The 24,198-nt window shown below is 65.9% G+C and carries 19 protein-coding genes and 2 riboswitches; of the genes, 11 read left to right on the plus strand and 8 right to left on the minus strand.

All coding sequences use genetic code 11. The annotated features are described in order from the left end of the window. Position 1: 1 nt before the first annotated feature. Both ASC68_RS21015 and ASC68_RS21020 read left to right on the plus strand, forming a co-directional pair. Entirely contained in the window at positions 2-1,153 is a 1,152-nt protein-coding gene (locus ASC68_RS21015) for a serine protease (RefSeq protein ID WP_055883638.1), read from the plus strand. Between the two features lie 11 nt (positions 1,154-1,164). After that, positions 1,165-2,163 (plus strand): glycoside hydrolase family 19 protein, encoded by a 999-nt coding sequence (locus tag ASC68_RS21020; RefSeq protein WP_055883642.1) that lies wholly within the window; start codon positions 1,165-1,167, stop codon positions 2,161-2,163. Positions 2,164-2,212: 49 nt separating this feature from the next. Here the strand turns inward: ASC68_RS21020 and ASC68_RS21025 are convergent, their stop codons facing one another. The 3 genes from ASC68_RS21025 to ASC68_RS21035 all read right to left on the minus strand — a co-directional run bounded on the left by ASC68_RS21025 (position 2,213) and on the right by ASC68_RS21035 (position 5,774). Further along, positions 2,213-3,058: a DUF4118 domain-containing protein gene (locus tag ASC68_RS21025; protein WP_055883645.1), complete on the minus strand. Its 846-nt coding sequence runs from the start codon at positions 3,056-3,058 to the stop codon at positions 2,213-2,215. 199 nt (positions 3,059-3,257) lie between these two features. Further along, positions 3,258-4,370, minus strand: coding sequence for an amidohydrolase family protein (locus ASC68_RS21030; RefSeq protein ID WP_055884403.1), 1,113 nt, complete (start codon positions 4,368-4,370; stop codon positions 3,258-3,260). 18 nt (positions 4,371-4,388) lie between these two features. Further along, positions 4,389-5,774, minus strand: a complete 1,386-nt coding sequence (locus ASC68_RS21035) for an alpha-galactosidase (RefSeq protein ID WP_082528388.1) — start codon at positions 5,772-5,774, stop codon at positions 4,389-4,391. A 227-nt stretch (positions 5,775-6,001) separates the two neighbouring features. Here ASC68_RS21035 and ASC68_RS21040 point away from each other — a divergent pair, with 227 nt between their 5' ends. The 7 genes from ASC68_RS21040 (at position 6,002) to ASC68_RS21070 (ending at position 13,538) form a co-directional block, all read left to right on the plus strand. After that, positions 6,002-6,763 carry a GntR family transcriptional regulator gene (locus ASC68_RS21040; protein ID WP_082528346.1) on the plus strand — a complete coding sequence of 254 codons (762 nt, stop codon included), beginning with the start codon at positions 6,002-6,004 and terminating at the stop codon, positions 6,761-6,763. Between the two features lie 70 nt (positions 6,764-6,833). Continuing rightward, entirely contained in the window at positions 6,834-7,598 is a 765-nt protein-coding gene (locus ASC68_RS21045) for a glucosamine-6-phosphate deaminase (protein ID WP_055883648.1), read from the plus strand. A 159-nt stretch (positions 7,599-7,757) separates the two neighbouring features. Next, the gene (locus ASC68_RS21050) at positions 7,758-9,032 is read left to right on the plus strand and encodes an ABC transporter substrate-binding protein (RefSeq protein ID WP_055883651.1); all 1,275 of its coding nucleotides are present in this window, start codon (positions 7,758-7,760) and stop codon (positions 9,030-9,032) included. Between the two features lie 78 nt (positions 9,033-9,110). Next, positions 9,111-10,016, plus strand: coding sequence for a sugar ABC transporter permease (locus ASC68_RS21055; protein WP_055883655.1), 906 nt, complete (start codon positions 9,111-9,113; stop codon positions 10,014-10,016). Then, positions 10,009-10,881, plus strand: a complete 873-nt coding sequence (locus tag ASC68_RS21060) for a carbohydrate ABC transporter permease (RefSeq protein WP_055883658.1) — start codon at positions 10,009-10,011, stop codon at positions 10,879-10,881. The genes ASC68_RS21055 and ASC68_RS21060 overlap by 8 nt, the downstream gene beginning before the upstream one ends. A 78-nt stretch (positions 10,882-10,959) precedes the next feature. Then, positions 10,960-12,276: an alpha-glucosidase/alpha-galactosidase gene (locus tag ASC68_RS21065; RefSeq protein ID WP_055883661.1), complete on the plus strand. Its 1,317-nt coding sequence runs from the start codon at positions 10,960-10,962 to the stop codon at positions 12,274-12,276. A gap of 224 nt (positions 12,277-12,500) precedes the next feature. After that, positions 12,501-13,538 (plus strand): BadF/BadG/BcrA/BcrD ATPase family protein, encoded by a 1,038-nt coding sequence (locus ASC68_RS21070; protein ID WP_082528348.1) that lies wholly within the window; start codon positions 12,501-12,503, stop codon positions 13,536-13,538. Positions 13,539-13,596: 58 nt separating this feature from the next. Here the strand turns inward: ASC68_RS21070 and ASC68_RS21075 are convergent, their stop codons facing one another. The 5 genes from ASC68_RS21075 to metE all read right to left on the minus strand — a co-directional run bounded on the left by ASC68_RS21075 (position 13,597) and on the right by metE (position 19,195). Beyond that, on the minus strand, positions 13,597-14,358 hold the full coding sequence (locus ASC68_RS21075) for an ABC transporter permease (protein ID WP_055883664.1): 762 nt from the start codon (positions 14,356-14,358) through the stop codon (positions 13,597-13,599). After that, positions 14,355-15,164, minus strand: a complete 810-nt coding sequence (locus ASC68_RS21080; RefSeq protein ID WP_055883668.1) for an ABC transporter ATP-binding protein — start codon at positions 15,162-15,164, stop codon at positions 14,355-14,357. Before ASC68_RS21080 ends, ASC68_RS21075 begins: the two co-directional genes overlap by 4 nt. 22 nt (positions 15,165-15,186) lie before the next feature. Further along, a complete protein-coding gene (locus tag ASC68_RS21085; protein ID WP_055883671.1) occupies positions 15,187-15,546 on the minus strand; it encodes a DUF1048 domain-containing protein in 360 nt (119 codons plus the stop codon). Then, positions 15,546-15,863, minus strand: coding sequence for a PadR family transcriptional regulator (locus tag ASC68_RS21090; RefSeq protein ID WP_197421333.1), 318 nt, complete (start codon positions 15,861-15,863; stop codon positions 15,546-15,548). Before ASC68_RS21090 ends, ASC68_RS21085 begins: the two co-directional genes overlap by 1 nt. Before the next feature lie 1,079 nt (positions 15,864-16,942). Next, positions 16,943-19,195 (minus strand): 5-methyltetrahydropteroyltriglutamate--homocysteine S-methyltransferase, encoded by a 2,253-nt coding sequence (gene metE, locus ASC68_RS21100; RefSeq protein WP_055883679.1) that lies wholly within the window; start codon positions 19,193-19,195, stop codon positions 16,943-16,945. 220 nt (positions 19,196-19,415) lie between these two features. Beyond that, a riboswitch (cobalamin riboswitch) is annotated at positions 19,416-19,607 on the minus strand. A 121-nt stretch (positions 19,608-19,728) separates the two neighbouring features. After that, a riboswitch (cobalamin riboswitch) is annotated at positions 19,729-19,882 on the plus strand. A gap of 110 nt (positions 19,883-19,992) precedes the next feature. Between metE and ASC68_RS21105 the strand changes: the two genes are divergently transcribed. Together ASC68_RS21105 and ASC68_RS21110 are read left to right on the plus strand one after the other, a co-directional pair. Then, on the plus strand, positions 19,993-22,878 hold the full coding sequence (locus tag ASC68_RS21105; protein ID WP_055883681.1) for a ribonucleoside-diphosphate reductase subunit alpha: 2,886 nt from the start codon (positions 19,993-19,995) through the stop codon (positions 22,876-22,878). A gap of 188 nt (positions 22,879-23,066) precedes the next feature. Then, positions 23,067-24,164, plus strand: a complete 1,098-nt coding sequence (locus ASC68_RS21110; RefSeq protein WP_082528349.1) for a ribonucleotide-diphosphate reductase subunit beta — start codon at positions 23,067-23,069, stop codon at positions 24,162-24,164. Positions 24,165-24,198 lie beyond the last annotated feature (34 nt).

Here is a 24,198-nt window from a genome sequence, read left to right on the forward strand (position 1 = left end):
CATGCGGGCGCTGCGCGGACTGCTGATCGTTGCCGTCCTGCTGGTTGCCGCCAAGGTGGCCGCCCAGGAAGTCTCGCTGGGCGGCGGCGCCAACCCGGACGCCCCCGCGATTGCGATCTCGGCGTTCGATATGGTCGGCGAGCATCGCGAGAAGATGGTGCGGGCGCCCGACAGCTGGTACGCGCGCGTCGCGCTGTCGATCGGCTTCCTGGCGCCCGGGTCGACCATCGTGATTGCGGGACCGAGCATCCCCGGCACCGGCGCCGCCGAGAACCGGCTGGTCTATCCCTATCCCGATGGCGCCAGAAACGAGCAGTTGCTCTCGGGACTGGTCTACGGCGAGAAACTCACCGTCGCCGTCTATTCACCTCAGCTGGCCTCCGCCGACCTCGCGATCTCCAAGGTGCTGCGCCAGGAGGATCCGCTGCGGCCGTGGAAATCCATCTTCGGCGATGACGACCAGACGCCTCTGTTGCGGGCCGGCAGGCCCGACCTCGAGGCCGTGTCGCATAGCATCACCTACCTCTCCATCGTGACACCGAGCTGGGACCTGGAGAACTGCTCCGGCTTCGTCGTCGGTCCGCGGACGATCATGACCAACAATCACTGCATCGCCAACCAGGCGGAGTGCGACGGCGCGACCATCGTGTTCGACTATTTCGTCGACAAGTTCGACAGCACCACGATGGGCCCGCAGGTCGGCTGCGAGGCAGTACTCACGACCGACTTTGATCTCGACTTCACGGTGGTGCGGACCAAAACGGACCTGCCTGCCAGTGCCGTGGCGCTGAGCTTGCTCGCCACTGCGCCGCTCCCGGATGAGCCGGCTGTGCTGGTGCACCACCCCAATGGCGAGCCCAAGACGGTCTCGATCATCGGGTGTCTGCCCATCGATATCGCCGTCGCCGGGCGGGGAAACCCGCCGAGCTCGAAGGATTTTTCACATCGCTGCGACTCCGCCGGCGGCAGTTCCGGTTCCCCGGTGCTGGTGTCGCGGGTCGCTGGCGGAACCAACGGCTTCTGCGTCGGCGGGCTGCATCACTGGGGCTTTGAGAACTCTGGCGACTATCGCGACAAGAACCGCGCGGTCATGACCAGCGCCATCCTCGCCAGGACGAAAGCCGAGAACATCCCAATTCTGGAGTGCAACTGAGAGGTTTTGTCGTGAAGAGAAGAAGCGTTCTGATCGGCTCGGCCATCGTGCCGCTGCTGCCGTTGAGTGCCCTGGGGCAAGAGGCTCCGAACTGCGACCCCGAGGAGGGTGGCGGTGGGCTGATCACCATAGAGAAGATGGCGAAGTTCTCGCCCAGGGCGCGCAGCGATCTGCTTGAAGCGATCGTCAAAGGCTGGCGCCACGTCATCGGAGAGCAGATCATCACTCCGATCCGGGCCCAGCACTTCCTGGCGCAGATCGCCACCGAAACCGGCGGATTTGCGCGCATCGACGAGAACCTCAACTACTCGGCCAAGCGACTGCGGCAGGTGTTCAAGTCACGCGTCACCACCGCCGATGCCGAACGACTGCAGCACCGGCCGCAGGACATCGCCAACCATGTGTATGGCGGCGCGTTCGGGCGCCAGCAGCTGGGCAACACCGAACCCAATGACGGGTGGACCTACCGTGGATCGGGCTTCATGCAGCTCACCGGCCGCGACAATTTCAAGCGACGCGGCGAAAAGCTGGGTCTCAATCTGGTCGGCGATCCGGAGCAGGTGCGAAAGCCCGACACGGGCTTCAAGGTGGCGACCTCGTTCTGGGCGGCGGTGAACGCCAACCGCCCGGCCGACGCCGATGACCTCCGGGAAGTTCGTCGCCTGATCAACGGCGGCAAGAATGGCCTTGAGGAGGCGGGTGTTTGGCTCGCCCGCGCCAGGCGCAATTTCACCAACGTGCCCACGACGCCAGAGGAAGCCGACAAGTTCGACCCGTCCGAACTGCAGGCCGTCAAGTCGACGCTGGAGAAGCTCGAACTGCTGGAGCCCAATCCGGAGGAGTCCGGAAACCTGGCAGATCTGATACGCGCACTGGTGAAATTCAGGGCCGATGAGGGCTTCCCCATCCTCGATGTCGCCAACCTGCTCCCGCCACAGCAGTTGCGCGCGCTCTACGACGAAGACGTGCTGTACGCGCTGACCGATTACCAGGCGCGACTGCCGGAATAACCGGTGGCAAAAGCGGGGAGCGCTTCGTGGCTCCCCGCCTTGCGGCGTCTTACCTTTGGTCCTCGGCTCGCTGGCGCTGCAGCGCCAGCGCCAGCAGCACGGCGACCACGTCGATGAGCCGCTCCGGCGCCTCAGGGCGCTCGTCCGGCTCGAACGCCAGCCCGATGACGGCCTGTTGGCTGGCCCCCTGTCCGGCCGGCCAGAAATCGAAGCGTGACGCCAGTTCCGGATAGACGCCGGCGCGCGAACCGGTTCCCCCCGCAGCCAGCGTGCGAACCGCCTCGAGGTCGGGGGCCCCCAGATCGACACCGCCGACCTTGCTGGTGAAAACCACCTCGCCCCCCGCCACCAGCAGCACTGCGGCGGGAGCCCCGAACAGCGCCGCCAGCGCCTTGCTGGTGCTCGCGGCGATCGCCTCGGCACTGTCGGCCGCCATCACCTCGCGGCTATAGTCCCTGAGCCGGCTCGCCTGGCTTCTGAGCAACGCCGCGTCAGCGCCCCGGCGCTGCGAGGTGAACGCCACGGCGCTGACAATCACCCCGATGAGCAGCAGCAGCCCGATGGCCCAGATATTGGAGGGATCATCGACGGCGAGCGACAGGCGCGGCTCGGTGAGGAAGAAGTTGAAGGCCAGCGCACCGAGCACCGCCGCGGCAAGCGAGGGGCCGAAGCCGAAACTGACCCCGGCGATGACGACGGGCAGGACGAAGAGCAGCGACAGGTTGGGGATCGGCCCCACCTGGTCGACGCCAACCGCGAGGGCGGTTGCGATGGCCGTCATGGCGAGCGCGGCGAGATAGCCAAGCGCCGCCCTGCCATAGGAAGAGGCGAAGGCCGACCCGGCGCCTGGAATGGAAGCGGCGTCCTCTGACGCCTTCAATGCAATGTGAGCCATCTTCGACTCCTCAGCTGATCCCTGGAGCAATTCGCAACGCCAGTGGTTTCCGGCGTCAGCGCCCTCAAGCTGGTCCCGGAGACATGCGGATTTCAATGTGGAGGGAGCAGGCCTGGCATAGGGAAATCATATAGATTCGGCGGGACGAGGCGCGCCGCCGAAAGACGTCGGGCAGACGCCCCCTGCGTTCCGCCCTTCCCTACGGGAGAACGCCTGCCGAGAACGCCGGAATGAGGCGGACGGCATTTTCGGCCGTCACCAGCTTCAGGACCTCATCGGGCAGATCCAGCGCGGAAATGCTCCAGCGTCCGGTGCCGGGCGGGTTGTCATCGGAGTACGGGAAGCACTCGTCGTCGGTTGCGAGAAAGCGCAGGTAGCGGCGGTAGTCGCTCGCCTGCGCCGGAAAAATATCGGTCCCCATGAGGACGCGGGTCGGGTGCTTCAGCAGCAGCCGCCGTGCCGCGCGGGGCTGGCGTCCGAGCTCGGCGATGCGCGCCGAAATGTCGATGTGGAAGTTCGGATAGCTGGACAGCATGCGGTCCACCCAGCCCAGATCCTCGGCATAGCAGCCGACATGGGCGCCGATGAAGGCAACGCCGGGGTTGTCCGCGACTGCGTTTTCCAGCGAGCCGATCAGCCGCTCGAAGCTCGGAAACTGCGGCCCGTGAAAATGCCAGTCCGGGTGGTGCGAGAGCTCCTCGTAGCGCTCGTTGCTGGCATCGAGCGGGCGAAAGAAGGCAACCGGATCGGCGACGTGGACCAGCACGGGAACACCGGAGGCGGCGACCGCCTGCCAGAGCGGCGACAGGCGGCGATCATCGAGAAACAACGGCTCTCCCTGCTCATCGCGGGTGCCGAGGCCAATATCCTTCCACAGTTTCAGCCCGCTGGCGCCGCGCCGGGCAGAATCGGCGAACGAGGCGGCGAAGCGACCGCCCCAGCCGGTACTGCCGGTGTCCGTCCAGTCGAGGCGCGCGAAGCTGGCAAAGCGCCCGGGATGGGCGCGGTCGTAGCGATCGAGGTTGGCTTCGAGCTCGTCACCCCAGCCGCCGTCGAGGTTGACGACGCCGCGCACGTTGACGCTGTCCAGCATGCTGACGAAAGCCGGCACATCCGCGACGGCCCAGCCGTCGGTGTGCCAGCGGCCCAGGTGGTTATGGGCATCGAAGGCTGGTAGCGGGAAGGCCTGCGGGTGGTGCTCGACCAGCCGCACCGTCGCCTCGGGTCGGAAATCCCGCAACAGCAGCTCGATCGGGGCATTGCTGGTTCGCAACGGTACTCTTGCAGCGGCGGGCTTGGATGCATCGCTCATGTTCATGACCTCGAGGGTTCAGAAGCGCAGGGCCGCGGGCAGCTGGTGGCTCGTGGCGGTCACCATCTGCCCAAACAGCTCGGCGCCGCGTTGCGGCCCGAGCGCTGCGACCAGCGGATCGGTCAGGAACAGGCTTTCCAGCGTGCCGCGGTCGCCGGCCAGCACGGCGCTCAGCAGCGCATTCTGCCGTTCGGCATGCGGACGGACCAGCGCTTCGGCGGCAGCCGGCAGGCGACCGGCATAGACCGGGCGAATACCGGTGCCGGAGAACACGGCATTGGTTTCGACGATCGTGCCCAAAGGCAGGCCTTCCAGCTGCCCCTGGTTGGGCAGGTTGGCGTTGATCACCAGCGTTTCGCCGCGCAGCAGCGCCCGCAGTTGCGGCACCAGCGCCTCCTCCGAGGCTGGCGGCAGCGCTGGCACCGTTCCGCCCTGCACCGCCAGCCGATCGGCCTCCTGCGTCGCCTTGCGGCTGCGGCGGCGATAATCGACCGGCGTCAGGCCGAATTTCCAGTCGGCCGAGTTTGCCAGGTACCAGTTGGACGGCAGGAACTCCGCCAGGTGCCGATCGCCGGCCGCGGCAGCGATGCCCAGCCGCGTCGTCAGGTCGAACTTCACCCGGTTGTAATCCTCGAAATACCGCTGCTCCTCGTTGTGCTGATCGATCGGTTCGGCACGCCACCCGGTTGCGGCATGCTCGGCGGCGAAGGCCAGGTAATCCGGCAGCCAGTCGCGGCCGCCGACGAACGCCTTGTCGGCGAAGGTGAAGTGATTGATGCCCAGCACGTTGATGTCGACATCGCTATAGGCGAACCGGTCGGTGCCGGTGCGCTGGTTGGCGAGCTGCGCCACCAGGTGCCGTAGCTTGGTCACCTCATGGCACTCGCCCCAGGCGCGGATGCCGGGAAACACCCGATAGAGCGTCCCGGTCAGCACCGACATCGGGTTGGTCAGGTTGCAGACATAGGCATTGGGGCTGTGCTTGCCGATGGCCTCGGCAATGGTTGCCATGATCGGGATCGCCCGCATCGAGCGGATAAAGCCGCCTGGCCCGACGGTGTCGCCGACCGACTGCAGGATCCCCGCTTTGGCCGGCAGGTCGAGATCATGGGCCATATCGTCAAAACTGCCGGGCAATATCGAAATGACCACGACGTCGGCGCCGGCGAGCGCCGCCTGGAGGCTCTCCGCCACGACGTAGCGCAGCTTGACCCCATGCGCCTCGGAATAGCTGTTGCCCAGGTCCGCGTTCCGCTGGGCGGCGGCGGCATCGAGGTCGAACAACCGGACCTCGCCGGCAATCGTCGCGTCATGGACGAGGTCGGCCATCAGCACCCGCGTCCAGTTCAGCGAGCCACCGCCGACATAGGCCAGCGCGATTTCGGCGTTTTGGGTGTCAGTCACGTCGCGTTCCTTCAGGTTGATCAGCACAAGCCCCCCGGGCATGTGCGCGGGGGCCAGGGCGGAGGGCATCGCAGTGGTGCGTATTCTGCTGCACCGGCTGTTCAAACCACCCCGCGAATGCGATGTATCAGTGTCGTCAGCCGGCGCATTGACCGGACTGATACACTAATATATTTAGCCCGTAAATCGTCCGGCGCCACTGCCTGTCGCCGGCAAGGAAGATGCGAATGAAGACACCGATCCAGGAGAGCCCGTCGACGCTGGCCGCAAGCCTCGGCCTCGCAAGGCCGCACCAGGCCGAGCGGCGCACCAACGCCGCGGTGATCCACGATGCGCTCTACAAGTCGATTGCCCGCATGGAGCTCCGGCCGGGGGAGCCGCTGCAGGAAAAGGCGCTGACCGAGCTGTTCGGCGTGAGCCGGACGCCGGTGCGCGAGGCCCTGGTCCGCCTGCAGGGCGAGGGGTTGGTGGATATGCAGCCGCAGGCGGGGACCTCGGTCGCCCTGATCCCGAAGGCGGCGATCCGCGAATCCATCATCATCCGCCGCGGGCTCGAGCAACTGGCGGTCACCCGCCTGGCCGCGGTGGCCAACGAGCGGGATATCGCCCGCCTCGATCTGCTGATCGCCCAGCAGCGGCTGGCCGTGTCGATCGACGACCAGGTTGGCTTTCACGATGCCGACGAAGAGTTCCACGAGCTCATCGCTCTCGCTGCCGGGTTCTCGATGCTCTGGCCGATGGTGCGGCAGATGAAGGTGCATCTCGATCGGCTGCGCGTCTTGTCGCTGCCGCTGGAGGGACGCATGGGCGTCACCGTCGACGAGCACCAGCGCATCCGCGACGCCATTGCCGCGCGGGACGTGGAGGCGGCGAGCAATGCCATGCACGACCATCTCGGGGTGATGATCCCCTACATCGACCATCTCAGTTCGAGCTACCCCGATTATTTCGTCAACGCCAGGGAAGCTCACCGCGTGCCGACCATCTGAGGGGGCCCCTGCCCCCACTGCTGGACGAACAATTGCCGGCCGGTCCGGCCCGTTTCACCGAGGTTTCTCTATGATAGTGACTCACGAATTCGAATCGAAGGTGGCGAGCGGCGCGGCCGCCGCGGCCCTCGGAGCCGCGGCGATCGCCGACACCATTGCGGCGCGCGGCCACGCCAATATCGTCGTGGCGACCGGGGCCAGCCAGTTCGAGATGCTGGACCATCTGGTCGCCGCAGCCCATGTCGACTGGTCGCGCGTTTCGGCGTTCCACCTCGATGAGTATGTGGGCATCGCCCCCGACGCCAGGGCCAGCTTCCGGCGCTACCTGAGAGAGCGCTTCACCCACAAGCTGCCCGCGCTGGGCGCCTTTACCTTCATCGAGGGCGACGCCGAGAATCTGGATGCCGAGCTCGAGCGGCTGAACCTCCTGCTCGACGTCCATCCGATCGACGTGATGTTCGCCGGCATCGGCGAAAATGGCCACCTGGCGTTCAACGACCCGCCGGCCGACTTCACCTCGACCATCGCCTACAAGCTGGTGGAACTCGACCTGCCCTGCCGGCAGCAGCAGGTGCGCGAGGGCTGGTTTGCTGACCTCGACGCCGTACCCGTGCATGCCATCTCGATGACCGTGCAGCGGATCCTGAGCAGCCGGACCATCGTCCTGACGGTATCGGACGAACGCAAGGCCGACGCGGTGCAGAAGGTGCTGGAGGGGGAGATCAGCAACCGCTGCCCTGCCTCCATCCTGCAGCAGCACGACGCCTGCCACCTCTTCCTCGACCGCAGCGCCGCGATGCGCCTGTCGCCCCGGCGCGCCAGCCTGACCGCATAAGCTTCGGCAGCGGCTGCCCGCTGACGCCCCGATTGACCGAGACGACACCACTGCCCCTGCCCGGGGATACTGTTGACGATCGAAAGAAAATACTAATATATTACAGCGAGGATGACGGCCCCCGCGGGCTGGATGACAGGGAGACAGATGATGACACGGATGGATAGACGAACGCTTCTGGTCGGGGGCGCCGCGACGGCGGCCTATCTCGGGCTTTCAGGGTTTTCGCGCGCCGAAGATACCCTCATGCGCATGGCCTGGTGGGGCGGCCAGTCCCGCGCCGAGCGGACGCTGCAGGCGCTGGCGATCTATGCCCAGCAACACCCCGGCCACACCGTCGATACCGAATATCTCGGCTGGGACGACTATTGGCCGAGGATCGCCACGCAGTCCGCCGGCGGCAACGCCCCGGACGTGCTGCAGATGGATATCGAGTACCTGGCCGAGTACGCCTCACGCGGCGTGCTGCTCGACCTCGACAGCTATGTCGGCTCGGCTCTCTCGGTCGGCGATTTCGACCCGGCCGTGCTCGACAACGGCAAGGTCGGCGGAAAACTATATGCCGTGGCCAACGGCGTGAACGCGGTGGCCATCGCCTACAACTCGGTCGCCTATGAGGAGGCCGGCGTGGCGCCGCCCGACGCCTCCACCACCTGGGAGCAGTTTGCCCAGCTGACCGCCGAGTTTAGCAGGAAGACCAAGCGCCAGGGCATGTTCGGCACGGCCGATGGCAGTGCGGCCCAGCCGGTGCTCGAAACCTGGCTGCGCCAGCGCGGCAAGGAACTCTACACCCCGCAGGGCAAGCTCGCCTACGATGCCGGCGATATCACCGAGTGGTTCCAGATGTGGGCCGACATGCGCGCCGCCGGCTCGATCCCGCCCGGCGATATCGAGGCTCTGGGGCAAGGCAGCATCGACAACTCGCTGTTTGCCCAGTCGCGCGCCGCCGTGGCCTGGGCCAACTCCAACGAGTACGTGGCTTACCAGAGCTTTACGCCCGATCCGGTGCGGCTCTCGCCCTATCCGAGGGTCGGCGCCGACGGCAAGGGCGGGCTCTACGTGAAGCCGTCGCAGTTCTTCGCCGTATCGGCCCGCAGCCGGAACCCCGAGGCGGCCGTCGCCCTGCTGAACTTCCTCTTGACCGACCCGGGCGCCACCACGGCGCTCGGCAGCGAACGGGGGATCCCCGCATCGGCGGCGGTGCGCCAGCGACTGGGCCCCTCGATGAATGAAGCCGACAAGCTGATGAGCGACTACATCTCCGGTCTGGGCGAACTTGCCGGAGCGCTGCCGCCGCCGCAGCCGCCCGGCAACGGCGAGATCACCGATGCCTTCAGCAGCGCCTCGCAGGAGGTTTCGTTCGGCGCCAAGTCGCCGGCCGATGCCGCTGCCGACTATATCGCCAGGGCCGAAGCGGTGCTCACCCGCGCCTGATGCCGACGCCGGGCCAGCCTCGCGCTTGGCCCGGCTCCCGCCCGCCCCAGCGCGGCACCATTCCAAACGAGCCCTCTCATGCCATCTTCGCCCCGGCGAACCAGCCAAACGCTGCGCAAGGCCGCCCCGGCCTATCTGTTCCTGACGCCATGGTTGCTGGGGCTGCTCGGCCTGACCATGGGCCCAACGCTGATTTCGCTCTACCTGTCCTTCACCAGCTTCGACCTGTTCCAGGCGCCGCAGTGGATCGGCGCGGACAACTACCTGCGGATCGCCACCGCCGATCCGAACTTCATGGCCTCGATGCGCGTGACCTTCATGTTCGTGGTGACCGCCGTGCCGCTGAAGCTCTGCTTCGCCCTGGCCCTCGCCATGATCCTGAACCGCGGCATCAGCGGATTGCCGGTGTACCGGGCGATCTTCTACCTGCCCTCGCTGCTCGGCTCGAGCATTGCCGTTGCCATCCTGTGGCGGCAGCTGTTTGCCGGCGATGGGGTGGTGAACGGGCTGCTCGCGCCGTTCGGTATCCAGGGACCGAGCTGGATTTCCGACCCGCGCTATTCGCTCTGGTCGCTGGTGCTGCTCAGCGCCTGGCAGTTCGGCTCGCCCATGGTAATCTTCCTCGCCGGGCTTCGGCAGATCCCCACCGATCTCTATGAGGCCGCCAGCATCGATGGCGCCACGAGGCTGCGCAAGTTCGTCTCGATCACCCTGCCTTTGCTGACGCCGGTGATCTTCTTCAACTTCATCGTGGCGATGATCGACGCCTTCCAGTCGTTCACGCCGGCCTTCGTGGTGTCGCGCGGCACCGGCGGCCCGCTGAACTCCACCCTGTTCTACGCCCTCTACATTTACCGCGAGGCCTTCGGCTTCTTCCACATGGGCTACGCCTCGGCGCTGGCCTGGGTGCTGCTCGTCATCATCGCGATCTTCACCGCCATCGCATTCCTCACATCACGTTTCTGGGTCTACTACGATGCTTGAGCCAACCAGCCCGGAACGCCCCGCCCGCGCCACGCGCCGGCCCCTGGCCAGCCTGATCGTGCACGCGCTGCTGATCGCAACCTCGTTTGCCATGCTGTATCCGCTGCTGTGGATGCTGGCGGCGTCGTTCAAGCCGCAGGAGGAGATCTTCAGCAGCACGTCGCTGGTCCCGCAGCAGTTCACCCTCGACGGTTATGTCAGCGGCTGGTCCGGGCTGAGCGTCGATTTCGGCCGCTTCTTCCTCAACTCGCTGACCATCTCGCTGCTGTCGATTGCCGGCAACCTCATCGCCTGCTCGCTGGCCGCGTTTGCCTTTGCCCGGCTGCAGTTCCCGGGGCGAAAGCCACTGTTCGCCATCCTGCTGCTGACCATGATGCTGCCCTATCACGTCACGCTGATCCCGCAATACGTGATGTTCTTCAACCTCGGCTGGGTCAACACGCTGCTGCCGCTGATCGTGCCGAAGTTCCTCGCGGTCGATGCGTTCTTCATCTTCATGATGGTGCAGTTCTTCCGCGGCATTCCGCACGAGATCCAGGAGGCCGCGATCATCGACGGCTGCAACCCACTGCAGGTCTACTGGTACGCCATCCTGCCGCTCTCGACCCCGGTGCTGGCGACGGCAGCCATCTTCACCTTCATCTTCACCTGGGACGACTTCTTCGGGCCGCTGATCTACCTGAGCGACGTGCGCAAATACACCGTGTCGCTGGGCCTGCGGACCTTCGTCGATGGCACCGGCATTTCCAACTGGGGCGCCGTGTTCGCCATGTCCTGCCTGGCGCTCGTGCCGGTGCTGCTGCTGTTCCTGTTCTTCCAGCGCTTCCTGATCCAGGGGATCGCAACCACCGGGATCAAGCGATGACCGGCATCAAGTAACCCCTGACCCGCAGCCTCCAACCAGCCACCCCCTCGGCATCGCTTCGCGATGAAGGAACAACTCATGCTCAAAATCTGTCTCATCGGCGCCGGCAGCACCGTCTTCGCCCAGTCGATCCTCGGTGACGTGCTCTCCAATCCAGCGCTGCAGAACGCCACCATCAGCCTCCACGATATCGACGAGACCCGGCTCTCCACCTCCTACGTCGTCGCCAACCGCATCGGCCAGACCCTGGGGCTCACCAACCTCAAGGTCGAGGCGACGATGGACCGGCGCGCCGCGCTGCAGGGTGCCGACTTCGTCATCCTGATGATGCAGGTGGGCGGCTACAAGCCGGCGACCGTCACCGATTTCGAAGTGCCCGACAGCTTTGGGCTCAACCAGACCATCGGCGACACGCTCGGCATTGGCGGCATCTTCCGCGGCCTCCGCACCATTCCGGTGCTGTTCGACATCTGCCGCGACATGGAGGAGGTGTGCCCGGATGCAACGCTCCTGCAGTACGTCAACCCGATGGCCATCAACTGCTGGGCCATCAAGGAGCAGTTCCCCCACATCAAAACCGTCGGCCTCTGCCACTCGGTGCAGGAAACCTCGCACCAGCTGGCGGAGCTCCTGGGCGAGAACCCGGCTGACCTCAGCTATCTCTGCGCCGGCATCAACCACGTCGCCTTCTACCTGAAGTTCGGCAAGGTGCGGCCCGATGGCGCCTTCGAGGATCTCTATCCGCGCCTCAAGGCTATCGCCCAGCACGGCCCGATCCCCGACGACGACCGAGTGCGTTTCGACCTGCTGAAGCGGGTCGGCCACTTCGTTACCGAGTCGAGCGTCCACTTCTCCGAATACAACTCGTGGTTTCTGAAGCGCGGCCGGCCGGACCTGCTGGACCAGTACAACCTGCGCATCCGCGAATATCTCTACCGCTGCGAAGAGCAGATCGCCGACTGGCACCAGCTGCGCCGCGACCTCGAGGGCGATGCACCGCTCGAGGTCGAGCAATCCAACGAGTATGCCGCCGGCATCATCCGCTCACTCACCACCGGCGAGCCCGGGCTGATCTACGGCAATGTCCCCAATCGCGGGCTGATCGAGAACCTGCCCGATGACGCGGTGGTGGAAGTGCCCTGCCATGTCGACCGCAATGGCATCCAGCCCACCCGTATCGGCCGCATCCCCGATCACCTGGCCTCGATCATGCAGCTCTCGATCAACGTGCAGCGCCAGACCGTCGCGGCGGCCGTGACCGGCAAGCGCGAGCACATCTACCACGCCGCCATGCTCGACCCGCACACCGCGGCCGAACTATCGCTGGATGAGATCTGGAGCCTGGTCGACCGGCTGATCGAAGCGCATGGCAACTGGCTGCCGGCTTATCGGTAGCGGGAGGCGAGGCCGGTGCGGGCTGCCCCCCCACCCCTGTCCCCTCCCCGCAAGGGGGAGGGAGACCAAAACGCCGGCATCAGTGAGTGCGTCTCCCTCCCCATTCCGGGAACGCTATTGCGTCCCCTAGGGGGGAGGGGACAGGGGGGTCAGCTCGCACCAGCCCTCGCCAGTCTCCCACTTCACACTCGTCGGCGTCAGCGGCTGGCGCGAAGCACCCGGTTATGGTCCACATCGATCGCGACGGCACCGACCTGCCGGAACTCAACAGCTGGAGGGCGCCCGTGCCTCGCCATTCTCACTCGCCCTCCCAGGCCATTATCGTTGGCATTGACGGTGGCGGCAGCAAGACGCTGATCGCCAGCGCCGACCGCGGGGGACAGCTGATCAGCCTGGAACGGGGCCGCGGCACCAGCCCGCTCGAAAGCCCGGGCTGGCGCGAGGCGCTGGCCGAACTGGCCCGGCCGTTTGCCGGCGCGTCGGGATTGGCCGGCGTCGCGGCAGCCCTGCCGGCCTATGGCGAAGTCGAGGCGGCGTCGACGGCCCAGCGGCAGGCGATCGGCGAGCTGTTCGGCGCAGCGCCGCAGCGCCTGCTCAACGATGTCGACGCCGCCAACATCGGCGCTTTCGCCGGTGGGCCGGGCATCCTGATCCTCGCCGGCACCGGCTCGATGGCCTGGGCGCGAGACCCGGCGGGAAACTCGCACCGCACCGGTGGCTGGGGCGAGGTCATCGGCGACGAAGGCAGCGGCTACTGGATCGGCAACCGGGTGCTTGGAGCGATCAGCAAGGCACTCGATGAGCGTGCCGCCCCCACCGCACTGGTCGACGCGGTGTTCGATCGGCTCGGCCTCGCGTCCGCCGACGGGCTGAACGATCTGGTAGGCTGGGCCTCGCGGCTGGGCGAAGCGCGCATGCAGATCGCCGCGCTGGCGCCGCTCGCCCTCGCTCTCGCCGAACAGGGCGATCCGACCGCCGGCGCCATCGTCGATGCAGCGGCCGCCGAGCTCGCCTTGCACGTACGAACGCTGGAGCGACGGCTCGCCGCGCCGACAATGGCCTGGAGCTTTGCCGGCGGGCTGTTCGCCAGCCCGGCGCTCCGGCGAGCCGTCACCAGGCATGTCGGCCGGCCACCATCCCTGCCCCGCCTTCCCCCCGTCGGCGGCGCGCTGCTGGCCGCCGCCCAACACCTGGGCTGGCCGATCGACGAGGGCTGGATCGATACGCTTGCGGGCTCGCTCGGCGAGTTGTCGGGGAGCTGAGGATTGGCAGTCGGCGCACCCTCCCCCGCAAGCGGGAGCGGTGCGCCGACTGCTAGCACTACGCGATCTTCCGCCGATAAGCCGCCATGGCGAACAGGTACGCCACCACCAGGATCCCCACGCACCAGACGAGCGCGATCCAGATGTCGGCGCCGACCGGTTGCTGGGTGAGCAAGTCACGGATGGCGTTGACGATCGAGGTGACCGGCTGGTGCTCGGCGAAGGCGCGCACCGGGCCGGGCATGGTCTCGGTGGGAACGAAGGCCGAGCTGACGAAGGGCAGGAACAGCAGCGGATAGGAGAAGGCGCTGGCGCCGTCAGGGGTTTTGGCGGTGAGGCCGGGGATCACCGCGATCCAGGTCAAGGCCAGGGTGAACAGCATCAGGATGCCGCCCACCGCCAGCCAGTCCGGCACCCCTGCCCCCGAGCGAAACCCCATCAGCAGGGCGACCAGCACCACCACGACGAGCGAAATCATGTTGGCGACCAGCGAGGTCAGGACATGCGCCCAGAGCACCGATGAGCGGGCGATCGGCATCGACTGGAAGCGCTCGAAAATGCCGCTCTTCATGTCGAGGAACAGCCGGAACGCGGTGTAGGCGATGCCCGAGGCCACGGTGATCAGGAGGATGCCGGGCAAAAGGTAGCTGACATAGGACTCGGTACCGGTGTTGATGGCGCCGCCGAACACATAGACGAACAGCAGCATGAACATGATCGGCATGATCGTGGTGGTGATGATGGTGTCGAGGCTGCGGGTGATGTGGCGCAGCGAGCGGCCCAAGAGGATGACGGTATCGCCGACAAAGTGCCTGGTCATTGCAGTTGTCCTTCGCGGTTGGTGCCGGGGCGCTGGTGAGCGCCCGTTCCGACCAGGGCGAGGAAGACATCCTCGAGCGTCGGCTGTTTCTCGACATATTCGATGGTGGCGGTCGGCAGCAGTTTCTTGAGCTGAGCCAACGTGCCGTTCACGAGGATCCGGCCCTCGTGCAGGATGGCGATGCGGTCGGCGAGCTGCTCGGCCTCATCGAGATACTGGGTGGTGAGCAGCACCGTGGTGCCGTTGCGGGCGAGTTCCTTGATCGCCTGCCACACCTCGAGGCGCGCCTCGGGGTCAAGCCCAGTGGTCGGCTCGTCGAGGAAGATCACCGGCGGATTGCCGATCAGGCTCATGGCGATGTCGAGCCGGCGGCGCATGCCGCCCGAATAGGTCGAGACCTTGCGGCCCGCCGCCTCGCTGAGCGAGAACCGGCGGAGCAGTTGGTCGGCGACGCCGCCGGGATCCCTGAGGTGCCGCAGCCGGGCCACCAGCACGAGGTTCTCGCGGCCGGAGAGGATTTCGTCGACCGCCGCGAACTGCCCGGTGAGGCTGATGCAATCGCGCACCCGCGCCGCCCGCGTTGCCACATCGAAACCGTTGACCGCGGCAGTACCTCCGTCGGCCTTGAGCAGCGTCGAGAGGATCTTGACCAGCGTGGTCTTGCCGGCGCCGTTCGAACCGAGCAGGGCAAAGATGCTGCCCCGCTCCACCTCGAGATCCACCCCACGCAGCACCTCGAGTTTTTGGTAAGACTTCGTCAGGCCCCGCACATGGATTGCGGGGCTCAGAACCTGGTCGGTTCGCATCTTGTCTATCCGTTCTGGCTGGTTACGACTTGTCGCCGGCGGCGCTGTCGATGGCGCTGATCAGCCGCTGCCGTTCCCGGGCGCGCCAGTCGCCTTCCGCATAATTGCGGATGAAGGCTTCGATGAATTCGATCGGGTCGTCCCCGACGATGTCGCGGATCGGCGTCTGATTGGCGGCGCTCTGTTCGAACAGGTCGGCAAGGTTTTCGAACAGCGAGGCCGCCGCGTCGGCCTCGACCACCCCACCCGCCACCATCAGGTAGCGCTCGAACGCATCGACCGCGCTGCGATACGGCTCGGGCAGTTTCTTGACGCGCGCCTTGTACTCGCGCCAACGCTTCTTTTCGCCGATCACTTTGGCGGCGAGCTTGGCAATGGACATCACTTGTCTCCTTGGTTGAGCTGGCTGAGGCGATCCGAGAGGAAGCTCCAGGTCCTCCAGAACTCTTCGAGATATTCGCGGCCCTGAGCGTTGAGCGAGTACACCTTGCGCGGTGGCCCTTTCTCGGACGGCACCTTCTCGACATCGACGAAACCACGCTGTTCGATGCGGACCAGCAGCGCGTAGACGGTACCTTCGGCGATGTCGGCAAAACCCTGATCCCGCAACCAGGCGGTGATCTCGTAGCCATAGGCGGCCCGCATCGAGAGGATGGCGAGCACGATCCCCTCCAGCGTTCCCTTCAGCATCTCCGTCATCTGTTTGCCCACCGGGGCACCTCGTGCTAGTCTGCGTTACTGACTACCGGTAGATAGTATCGCTGAGTAGCAGAGTCAAGACCCGCCGATCGGCGTGGCTGAGGACATTCGGTGAGGTCGCCAGCAGCGGCGCCTCACAACGCGACTGGCTCTCCGGCGCAGGCGCATTGGCGGCAAGTCAGAGTCGTGCCCCACCCACCGGGTCATTCCCGCGAAAGCGGGAACCTCTGTTTTCTTGGCCTTTGCACGATCGCAAAACGGAGTTCCCCGCTTTCGCGGGGATGACACCGAGTTTGGGGGACTTGCAGAGCGTCGTGCGGTTGCGCAGGCAAGCCCAAGCATCTCAGGATGGGTCCCGGCCTTCGCCCATATGCGTTAAGTTTAGGCGATTTCCACTGCTCTTATGCGGCGCCCATCGGCGAGCTTGCCACCCGGCAGCGCCCCAAACTCGGTGGGCGCGGTCGTAACTTAGCGCCTATGGGCGAAGGCCGGGATGACGTGGCGCGAACGGGGTGGCCGCGGCGATGACACCACGGCGGCCTTCCACAGCTCCCTGCTACAGCCTTGCCCAGATCATCATGGCAACCAGCCCTGCTGTCGTTCCCGTGACAATCGCAAGGAAGACGGTGGCGTAAAGCCACCACCGATCTCTCGGTTCTCGGTCCATTTCCGCTATGACGGCCCCCAAAGCCCAGTGAGGCAGGTGTCGCTTGCCGACGACGCCTGCAGGTCCCTTCCGCGGCGCGAACGCGGGGACAACGCTCATAGCTTAGCGCCTGGCGCCTGTAGTTTTGCTGACAGGATGGGCGCTTATGCGCCTATTTGCGCAGGCAGTCACAATCGCGGCGGGATGGAGATCAGCAGCCCAAGCGTGACGCCGATGCCGGCCGCTGTCACCATGAGGACAAAAAAGGCCGCGAGGACTGCCCACCATGAAAGCTTCGGTTCCATCCCTGCCCGATACCACAGCGCGGCTGACAACTACCTGATCGGCAGGCCGGCCTGCCTGCGCCAGGGTGGCACCTGGGATGGGGGCGCCTGCGGCAGCGCCCCCCTCACTTTACGCCCACGCCCGAGGACTAAGCCCGCAGCTGCCGGGCTGTCTCCACGAGGTTCTGCAGCGATGCCTCGACCTCCGGCCAGTTGCGGGTCTTGAGGCCGCAATCCGGGTTGACCCAGAGCTGTTCGCCCGGGATGCCCTCCGCGGCCTTGCGCAGCAGCGCCAGCATCTCCGGCTGGCTCGGCACGCGGGGCGCGTGGATGTCCCAGACGCCGGGGCCGATCTCGTTGGGGTAGCGGAAATCGCGGAACGCTTCGAGCAGCTCCATGGCCGAGCGCGAGGTCTCGATCGAGATCACGTCGGCATCCATCTCGGCGATCGAGGGCATGATGTCGTTGAACTCGGCGTAGCACATATGGGTGTGCACCTGCGTCGCGTCGGCGACGGCCGAAGCGGTGATGCGGAAGCAATCGACCGCCCACCGGAGGTATTCCTGCCAGTCGCTGCGGCGCAGCGGCAGGCCTTCGCGCAGCGCCGGCTCGTCGATCTGGATGATGCCGATGCCGGCCGCTTCGAGGTCGAGCACCTCGTCGCGGATGGCGAGCGCAATCTGCCGGCACGTCTCGGCGCGCGGTTGGTCGACGCGCACAAAGCTCCACTGCAGGATGGTGACCGGGCCGGTGAGCATGCCCTTCATCGGCTTGTCGGTGAGCGAGGCCGCATAGGCCGACCAGCGCACCGTCATGGCCTGGGGCCGCGACACGTCACCGTAGATCACCGGCGGCTTGACGCAGCGCGAACCATAGGATTGCACCCAGCCGTTTTTGGTGAAAGCGAAGCCGTCGAGCTGCTCGCCAAAGTACTCCACCATGTCGTTGCGCTCGAATTCGCCATGCACCAGCACGTCGAGGCCGATCCGTTCCTGGATGCGCACTGCCCGCTCGGTCTCTGCCTCGAGGAACCGTTGATAGGCAGCCGCGTCGATCTGCCCGTGCTTGAACGCGGCACGTTGCTCGCGCACTTCCTGCGTCTGCGGAAACGAGCCGATCGTGGTGGTCGGGAAGGCCGGCAGGCCGAAGCGCCGGCGCTGCGCCGCGCGGCGGACATTGAACGGACTGGCGCGATTGAGCCGCAGGCTGGCAGCCGCCCTGCCCTTCACCTCCGCGCGGTGGATGCGTGGCGACTGCCGATGCGACAGGGCCGCGGCGGCGCTCGCTTCGAAGGCGGCCCTCGCGGCTGCCGGGCCCTTCTGCATGGCGCGGGTCAGCGCCGACACCTCGCCCAGCTTCTGGGTGGCGAAAGCCAGCCACGACCGTAGCTCGGGGTCGAGCTCGGTTTCTGCCTCGAGATCCACCGGGCTGTGCAGCAGCGAACAGGACGGGGCAACTTCGAGGCGGTCGGGGCCGACGCTGTCCCACGCCTTGTTGACCAGCGCCAGTTGCCGGTCGAGATCGGCCCTCCAGATGTTGCGGCCATCGACGACGCCGACCGACAGCACTTTATCCGCCGGCAGGGCCTTCAGCACCCCGGCGAGTTGCTCGGGGGCGCGAACCAGATCGATATGGAGCCCCGCCACATGCAGCCCGACGGCGAGCTCGGTATTGTCGCCGAGCGCGCCGAAATAGCTGGTGAGCATGATCCGCGGCGCCACCGGCTGCAGCACCTCATAGGCACGGCGGAGCGCCGCCCGTTGCACCACGCTGAGGTCGAGCGCCAGGATCGGCTCGTCGATCTGCACCCACTCAGCGCCAATCGCCTTCAGCGTGCCGAGCAGTTCGGCATAGACCGGCAGCACGCCGTCGAGCAGGGTCAGCGGGTCGAGCCCGTCATCCTTGGGCTTGCCGAGGCTCAGCCAGGTGACCGGACCGACCAGCACCGGCCGCGTCTCGATGCCGAGCGCCCTCGCCTCGAGCACCTCGTCGACCGCTTTGCTCGAGGCAAGGCGGAACTGCTGGCCGCGATGCAGCTCCGGCACGATGTAGTGGTAGTTGGTGTCGAACCACTTGGTCATCTCCATCGCCGGCGCCGCGGCCGTGCCGCGCGCCATGGCGAAATAGCGCTCCGTCGGGTCGGCGATGGCCTCGAACCGTGGCGGGATGGCGCCGAGTGCCGCGGTCATATCGAGCACGTGGTCGTAAAAGCTGAAATCGTTGGACGGGATCACCTCGATGCCGGCGTCGCGCTGCAACTGCCAATGGCGGGCGCGCAGCGCCTGGCCGGAGGCGTCGAGGGCCTCTGCATCGATCGCCCCCTTCCAGTAGGCTTCGAGGGATTTCTTCAATTCGCGATGGAGGCCGATACGGGGAAAGCCGAGATTGGCTGAACGGGTCATGGGGTTTCCGATGCGTGAACGAGCCCGGCGCCGAAAGGCGCGGGCAAAAAAGCTGATCAGGATGGAGCCGGTCGCCGGAGCGTTTTCAGGAAAAGTTGTGAGACTTTTCCGGTTCGAAAGCGCGACAACGAAAGGCCGCCGGTTCAGCGACGCATTCGGAAGTGGTGACGATGGTTCGTCATGGTCTGGTCCTCTCGCCGATCCGCCCGATCGACTGCAAGTGCACAATCACTTCCACGGTAGGTCTCCTGGCTCGCGAGGATCCTGAACGCTCGCCTTCCCGGCTTCTCGCCAGTGGCTCGTTGAGCGCCCATCACCGCCTACAGTTGCGGGGGCAGCTCCGGACTTGGGGACCACCCCGTACCGGATTCCCTGTTATCCCCTTGCGGGGACCATGGACGGGGTGAGGTTGCCGCAGGGATGGGGCGCTGTCAACGGGACATAAAGATTTCTTTATATCCCGCCCATCACAGCAAGCTGGCCGCCCGGCGGATTCTGTCGCAACCCATTGACGCGAATCCCGAACAGGCACACTACATCTAGTGTGTCGTGGTCACTCGGTTCGCAAGGACGGGTGATAATAGGGAAGCCGGTGCGGGCAATTGCTCCAGTCCGGCGCTGCCCCCGCAACTGTGATAGCCGGCGCTGCCGGCCAGCCAGATACCTGCCACGACAGGTTAGTTCGTCCACGGGCGGGGTGCACCGGTTGGCCGCGAAAACGCCTGGGCCGATGCGCCTGTGCGCCGTTTCGCGACCTCGGAAAGCCCCGCTGCCACTCACGGGGTTACTTGAGGCACATGTCCACTTCAGAGATCGTCCATTCCGACACCGGCCGCCCGGTCGTCGTCACCTCACCTGAGCCGCAGGCGGCCAATGCGCCGGGCTTCTCGCTGCTGAAGCGCAATGGCGGCACCGTGCCGTTCGATCAGAGCAAGATTGCCGTGGCGCTGACCAAGGCGTTCCTGGCGGTCGAAGGCAACAAGGCGGCGGCCTCGCGCCGGGTGCACGAGATCGTCGAGCAACTGACCGGCGAAGTGGTGGCGGCTTTGGTCCGCCGGGCCAAGGACGGCCGGGTGTTCCACATCGAGGATGTGCAGGATCAGGTCGAGCTGGCGCTGATGCGCGGCGAACACCAGAAGGTCGCCCGGGCCTATGTGCTCTACCGCGAGGAGCACGCCAAGGCCCGCGCCGACAAGGCGGTGGCGCCGGCCGCGTCCCCCGCGATCCGCATGGCCGATGGCGCGCCGCTCGACGAAGCGCGCCTCACCACCGTTATCGCCGAATCCTCTGCCGGCCTCGACGGCGTGGTCGCCGAGACCATCCTCACCGAGACCCGCCGCAACCTCTATGACGGCATTTCGACCGAGGAGCTGGCGCTGGCGCCGATCCTCGCCACCCGCACCCTGGTCGAGACCGAGCCCAATTACGCCTATGTCTCGGCGCGCCTGCTCAACGACAAGCTGCGCCGTGAAGCGCTGAGCTTTCTCGCCGGGCGCCCCGACCAGGCGACGCAGGGCGAGATGGCGGCCCGCTATGCCGAGTACTTCCCGGCCTATCTCGAACGCGGCATCGGGCTCGAACTGATCGACCCCGAACTCGGCCGCTTCGACATCGCCCGCATCGCCGCGGCGCTGCGGCCGGAGCGCGACCAGCAGTTCCAGTATCTGGGGCTGCAGACGCTCTACGACCGCTATTTCCTCCATGCCGCCGGCACGGTGTTCGAGCTGCCGCAGGCGTTTTTCATGCGCGTCGCCATGGGGCTCGCGGTGCGCGAGATCGACCGCGAAGCCCGCGCCATCGAATTCTACAACCTGCTGTCGAGCTTCGACTTCATGGCCTCGACCCCGACCCTGTTCAACTCGGGGACGCTCAGGCCGCAGCTTTCGAGCTGTTTCCTCACCACCGTCGCCGACGATCTCGACGGCATCTTCAAGGCCGTGAAGGACAACGCGCTGCTCGCCAAATATTCCGGCGGGCTCGGCAATGACTGGACCCCGGTGCGGGGGCTCGGCGCCCATATCAAGGGCACCAATGGCGAGAGCCAGGGCGTTGTGCCGTTCCTCAAGGTGGCCAACGACACCTCCATCGCCGTGAACCAGGGCGGCAAGCGCAAGGGCGCGGTCTGCGCCTATCTCGAGACCTGGCACGTCGACATCGAGGAGTTCCTCGATTTGCGGAAGAACACCGGCGACGACCGCCGCCGCACCCACGACATGAACACCGCCAACTGGGTGCCGGACCTGTTCATGGAGCGCGTCGAAGCCGGCGCCGACTGGACGCTGTTCTCGCCCGACGAGACGCCGGACCTGCACGATCTCTTTGGCCCCGCCTTCAAGGCGGCCTACGAAGCTTACGAAGCGAAAGCGGCGGCCGGCCAGATCAAGGTGTTCCGGACGGTCCGGGCGCTCGATCTGTGGCGCAAGATGCTGACCATGCTGTTCGAGACCGGCCACCCCTGGGTGACCTTCAAGGACCCCTGCAACATCCGCTCGCCGCAGCAGCATGTCGGGGTGGTGCACTCGTCCAACCTCTGCACCGAGATCACGCTGAATACGAGCAAGGACGAGGTGGCGGTCTGCAATCTCGGCTCGATCAACCTCCTGGCCCACATCGGCGACCAAGGCCTCGACCTCGAGCGGCTCAAGCGCACCGTCGATATCGCCATGCGGATGCTCGACAATGTCGTCGACATCAACTTCTACACCATCCCGGAAGCCCGCCGCTCCAACCTCCGCCACCGCCCGGTCGGGCTCGGCCTCATGGGCTTTGCCGACGCGCTGCAGGCGCAGGGCATCGTCTATGGTTCGGATGCCGCGGTGGAGTTCGCCGACAGCTCGATGGAAGCGATCAGCTACTACGCCATCACCGCCTCGACTAACCTCGCCGAAGAGCGCGGCGCTTACGCCTCGTTCCAGGGCTCACTGTGGTCGAAGGGCGTACTGCCGATCGACAGCCTCGAAATGCTCGCCGCAACCCGCAGCGAGATCCATATCGATCGCAGCCAGCGGCTCGACTGGGAAGCGCTCCGGGCCCGCGTCAAGTCGGTCGGAATGCGCAATTCCAACACCATGGCGATTGCCCCGACGGCGACCATCTCGAACATCTGTGGCGTCAGCCAGTCGATCGAGCCGGGCTACCAGAACCTCTACGTCAAATCGAACATGTCGGGCGATTTCACCGTGGTGAATGCGCTGCTGGTGCGCGACCTCAAGGCCCGCGGCCTGTGGGACGAGGTGATGATCTCCGACCTCAAATATTTCGACGGCTCGGTCGGCCAGATCGACCGGGTGCCCGACGACCTCAAGGCCATCTACGCCACCGCCTTCGAGCTCGATGCCAGCTGGCTGATCGCCGCCGCCTCGCGCCGGCAGAAATGGATCGACCAGGCGCAATCGCTCAACCTCTACCTCGCCAACCCCTCAGGCAAAGCGCTGGACAGCCTCTACCGCTCGGCCTGGAAAGCGGGATTGAAGACCACCTATTACCTGCGTTCGCGCTCGGCGACGCATGTCGAGAAGTCGACGCTGAAGGGGACGGACGGCAAGCTCAACGCCGTGGCGGTGACGCCGCTGGCTGCGGCCGCGCCGGTGGTCGAGACGCCGAAGAAGCTGGCGCTCGAAATGGCCGTGCTCGACGGGCCGGCCTGCCTGATCGACGACCCCGACTGCGAAGCCTGCCAGTAACGCCAGAAGAACCGCTCGTTCCGAGCCAGAACCCCTCATCCGGCGCTGCGCGCCACCTTCTCCCCGACGGGGAGAAGAATCTGGAGAGCGCAGTGGCCACCACTTTTCCTCTCCCCGTCGGGGAGAGGGTGGACCGGCGAAGCCGGGACGGGTGAGGGGACGCGCCACCATCCGATAGGAAATCCAGAATGTCCCTCGATTGGTCCTCAGACCTCAACACCCCCACCCCTGCCCCGCCCGCCGCGGAGGCCCGCATCGACCGTGCCGGCGGCCGTGTCTCGGTCGACGACAAGGCGATGATCAACTGCCGCGCCGACGTCAACCAGCTGCTGCCGCTCAAATACAAATGGGCCTGGGAGAAATACCTCGCCGGCTGCAACAACCACTGGATGCCGACCGAAGTCTCCATGCAGGCCGACATCGCGCTATGGAAATCGAAGGATGGGCTCACCGATGACGAGCGCCACACGCTGAAGCGCAATCTCGGCTTCTTTGCCGCCTCGGAAAGCCTCGTCGCCAACAACATTGTCCTCGCGATCTACCGGCACCTCACCAACCCGGAATGCCGGCAATATCTGCTGCGCCAGGCCTTCGAGGAGGCGGTGCACACCCACACCTTCCAGTACATCGTCGAGAGCCTCGGCCTCGATGAGGGCGAGCTGTTCAACATGTATCGCGAGGTGCCCTCGATCACCGACAAGGCGGCCTGGGCACTGAACTTCACCCAGCACCTCGACGATCCGGATTTTACCACCGGCACGCCCGATACCGACCGCGCGTTCGTCCGCGACCTGATTGCCTTCTACGTGATCTTCGAGGGCATGTGGTTCTATACCGGCTTCGCGCAGATCCTGTCGCTGGGGCGCCGCAACAAGATGGTCGGCATCGCCGAGCAGTACCAGTATATCCTGCGCGACGAGAGCATCCATCTGAACTTCGGCATCGACGTGATCAACCAGATCAAGGCGGAGAACCCGCATGTCTGGACGCCCGAGTTCCAGACCGAAGTGCGCGACATGATCAGGAAGGCCGCGGAGCTCGAAGCCGCCTATAGCCGCGACACCATGCCGAGGGGCTTTCTCGGCCTCAACGCGGCGCTCTGCGAGCAATACATGCACTTCATCGCCAACCGCCGCTGCGCCCAGCTCGGCCTCGCCTCGGTGTTCGGCGAGACCGAAAACCCCTTCCCCTGGATGAGCGAGGCGATGGATCTGAAAAAAGAGAAGAACTTCTTCGAGACCCGCGTCATCGAATACCAGAACGGGGGCGCCCTGAGCTGGGATTGAGCCTTAAAGGGGCGCGTTGCCGCGATGCCTGCGC

The sequence above is a fragment of the Devosia sp. Root105 genome, from assembly GCF_001424865.1.
Lineage (GTDB): Bacteria > Pseudomonadota > Alphaproteobacteria > Rhizobiales > Devosiaceae > Devosia_A.

What these genes read in the sequence shown, in the direction of transcription:
- ASC68_RS21110 (WP_082528349.1), top strand. Translation starts at nt 23,067, where the DNA reads ATGTCCCTCGATTGGTCCTCAGACCTCAACACCCCCACCCCTGCCCCG.
- ASC68_RS21065 (WP_055883661.1), top strand. Translation starts at nt 10,960, where the DNA reads ATGCTCAAAATCTGTCTCATCGGCGCCGGCAGCACCGTCTTCGCCCAG.
- ASC68_RS21085 (WP_055883671.1), bottom strand. Translation starts at nt 15,546, where the DNA reads ATGTCCATTGCCAAGCTCGCCGCCAAAGTGATCGGCGAAAAGAAGCGT.
- metE (WP_055883679.1), bottom strand. Translation starts at nt 19,195, where the DNA reads ATGACCCGTTCAGCCAATCTCGGCTTTCCCCGTATCGGCCTCCATCGC.
- ASC68_RS21040 (WP_082528346.1), top strand. Translation starts at nt 6,002, where the DNA reads ATGAAGACACCGATCCAGGAGAGCCCGTCGACGCTGGCCGCAAGCCTC.
- ASC68_RS21045 (WP_055883648.1), top strand. Translation starts at nt 6,834, where the DNA reads ATGATAGTGACTCACGAATTCGAATCGAAGGTGGCGAGCGGCGCGGCC.
- ASC68_RS21030 (WP_055884403.1), bottom strand. Translation starts at nt 4,370, where the DNA reads ATGAGCGATGCATCCAAGCCCGCCGCTGCAAGAGTACCGTTGCGAACC.
- ASC68_RS21050 (WP_055883651.1), top strand. Translation starts at nt 7,758, where the DNA reads ATGGATAGACGAACGCTTCTGGTCGGGGGCGCCGCGACGGCGGCCTAT.
- ASC68_RS21075 (WP_055883664.1), bottom strand. Translation starts at nt 14,358, where the DNA reads ATGACCAGGCACTTTGTCGGCGATACCGTCATCCTCTTGGGCCGCTCG.
- ASC68_RS21070 (WP_082528348.1), top strand. Translation starts at nt 12,501, where the DNA reads ATGGTCCACATCGATCGCGACGGCACCGACCTGCCGGAACTCAACAGC.
- ASC68_RS21080 (WP_055883668.1), bottom strand. Translation starts at nt 15,164, where the DNA reads ATGCGAACCGACCAGGTTCTGAGCCCCGCAATCCATGTGCGGGGCCTG.
- ASC68_RS21090 (WP_197421333.1), bottom strand. Translation starts at nt 15,863, where the DNA reads ATGACGGAGATGCTGAAGGGAACGCTGGAGGGGATCGTGCTCGCCATC.
- ASC68_RS21015 (WP_055883638.1), top strand. Translation starts at nt 2, where the DNA reads ATGCGGGCGCTGCGCGGACTGCTGATCGTTGCCGTCCTGCTGGTTGCC.
- ASC68_RS21055 (WP_055883655.1), top strand. Translation starts at nt 9,111, where the DNA reads ATGCCATCTTCGCCCCGGCGAACCAGCCAAACGCTGCGCAAGGCCGCC.
- ASC68_RS21105 (WP_055883681.1), top strand. Translation starts at nt 19,993, where the DNA reads ATGTCCACTTCAGAGATCGTCCATTCCGACACCGGCCGCCCGGTCGTC.
- ASC68_RS21025 (WP_055883645.1), bottom strand. Translation starts at nt 3,058, where the DNA reads ATGGCTCACATTGCATTGAAGGCGTCAGAGGACGCCGCTTCCATTCCA.
- ASC68_RS21060 (WP_055883658.1), top strand. Translation starts at nt 10,009, where the DNA reads ATGCTTGAGCCAACCAGCCCGGAACGCCCCGCCCGCGCCACGCGCCGG.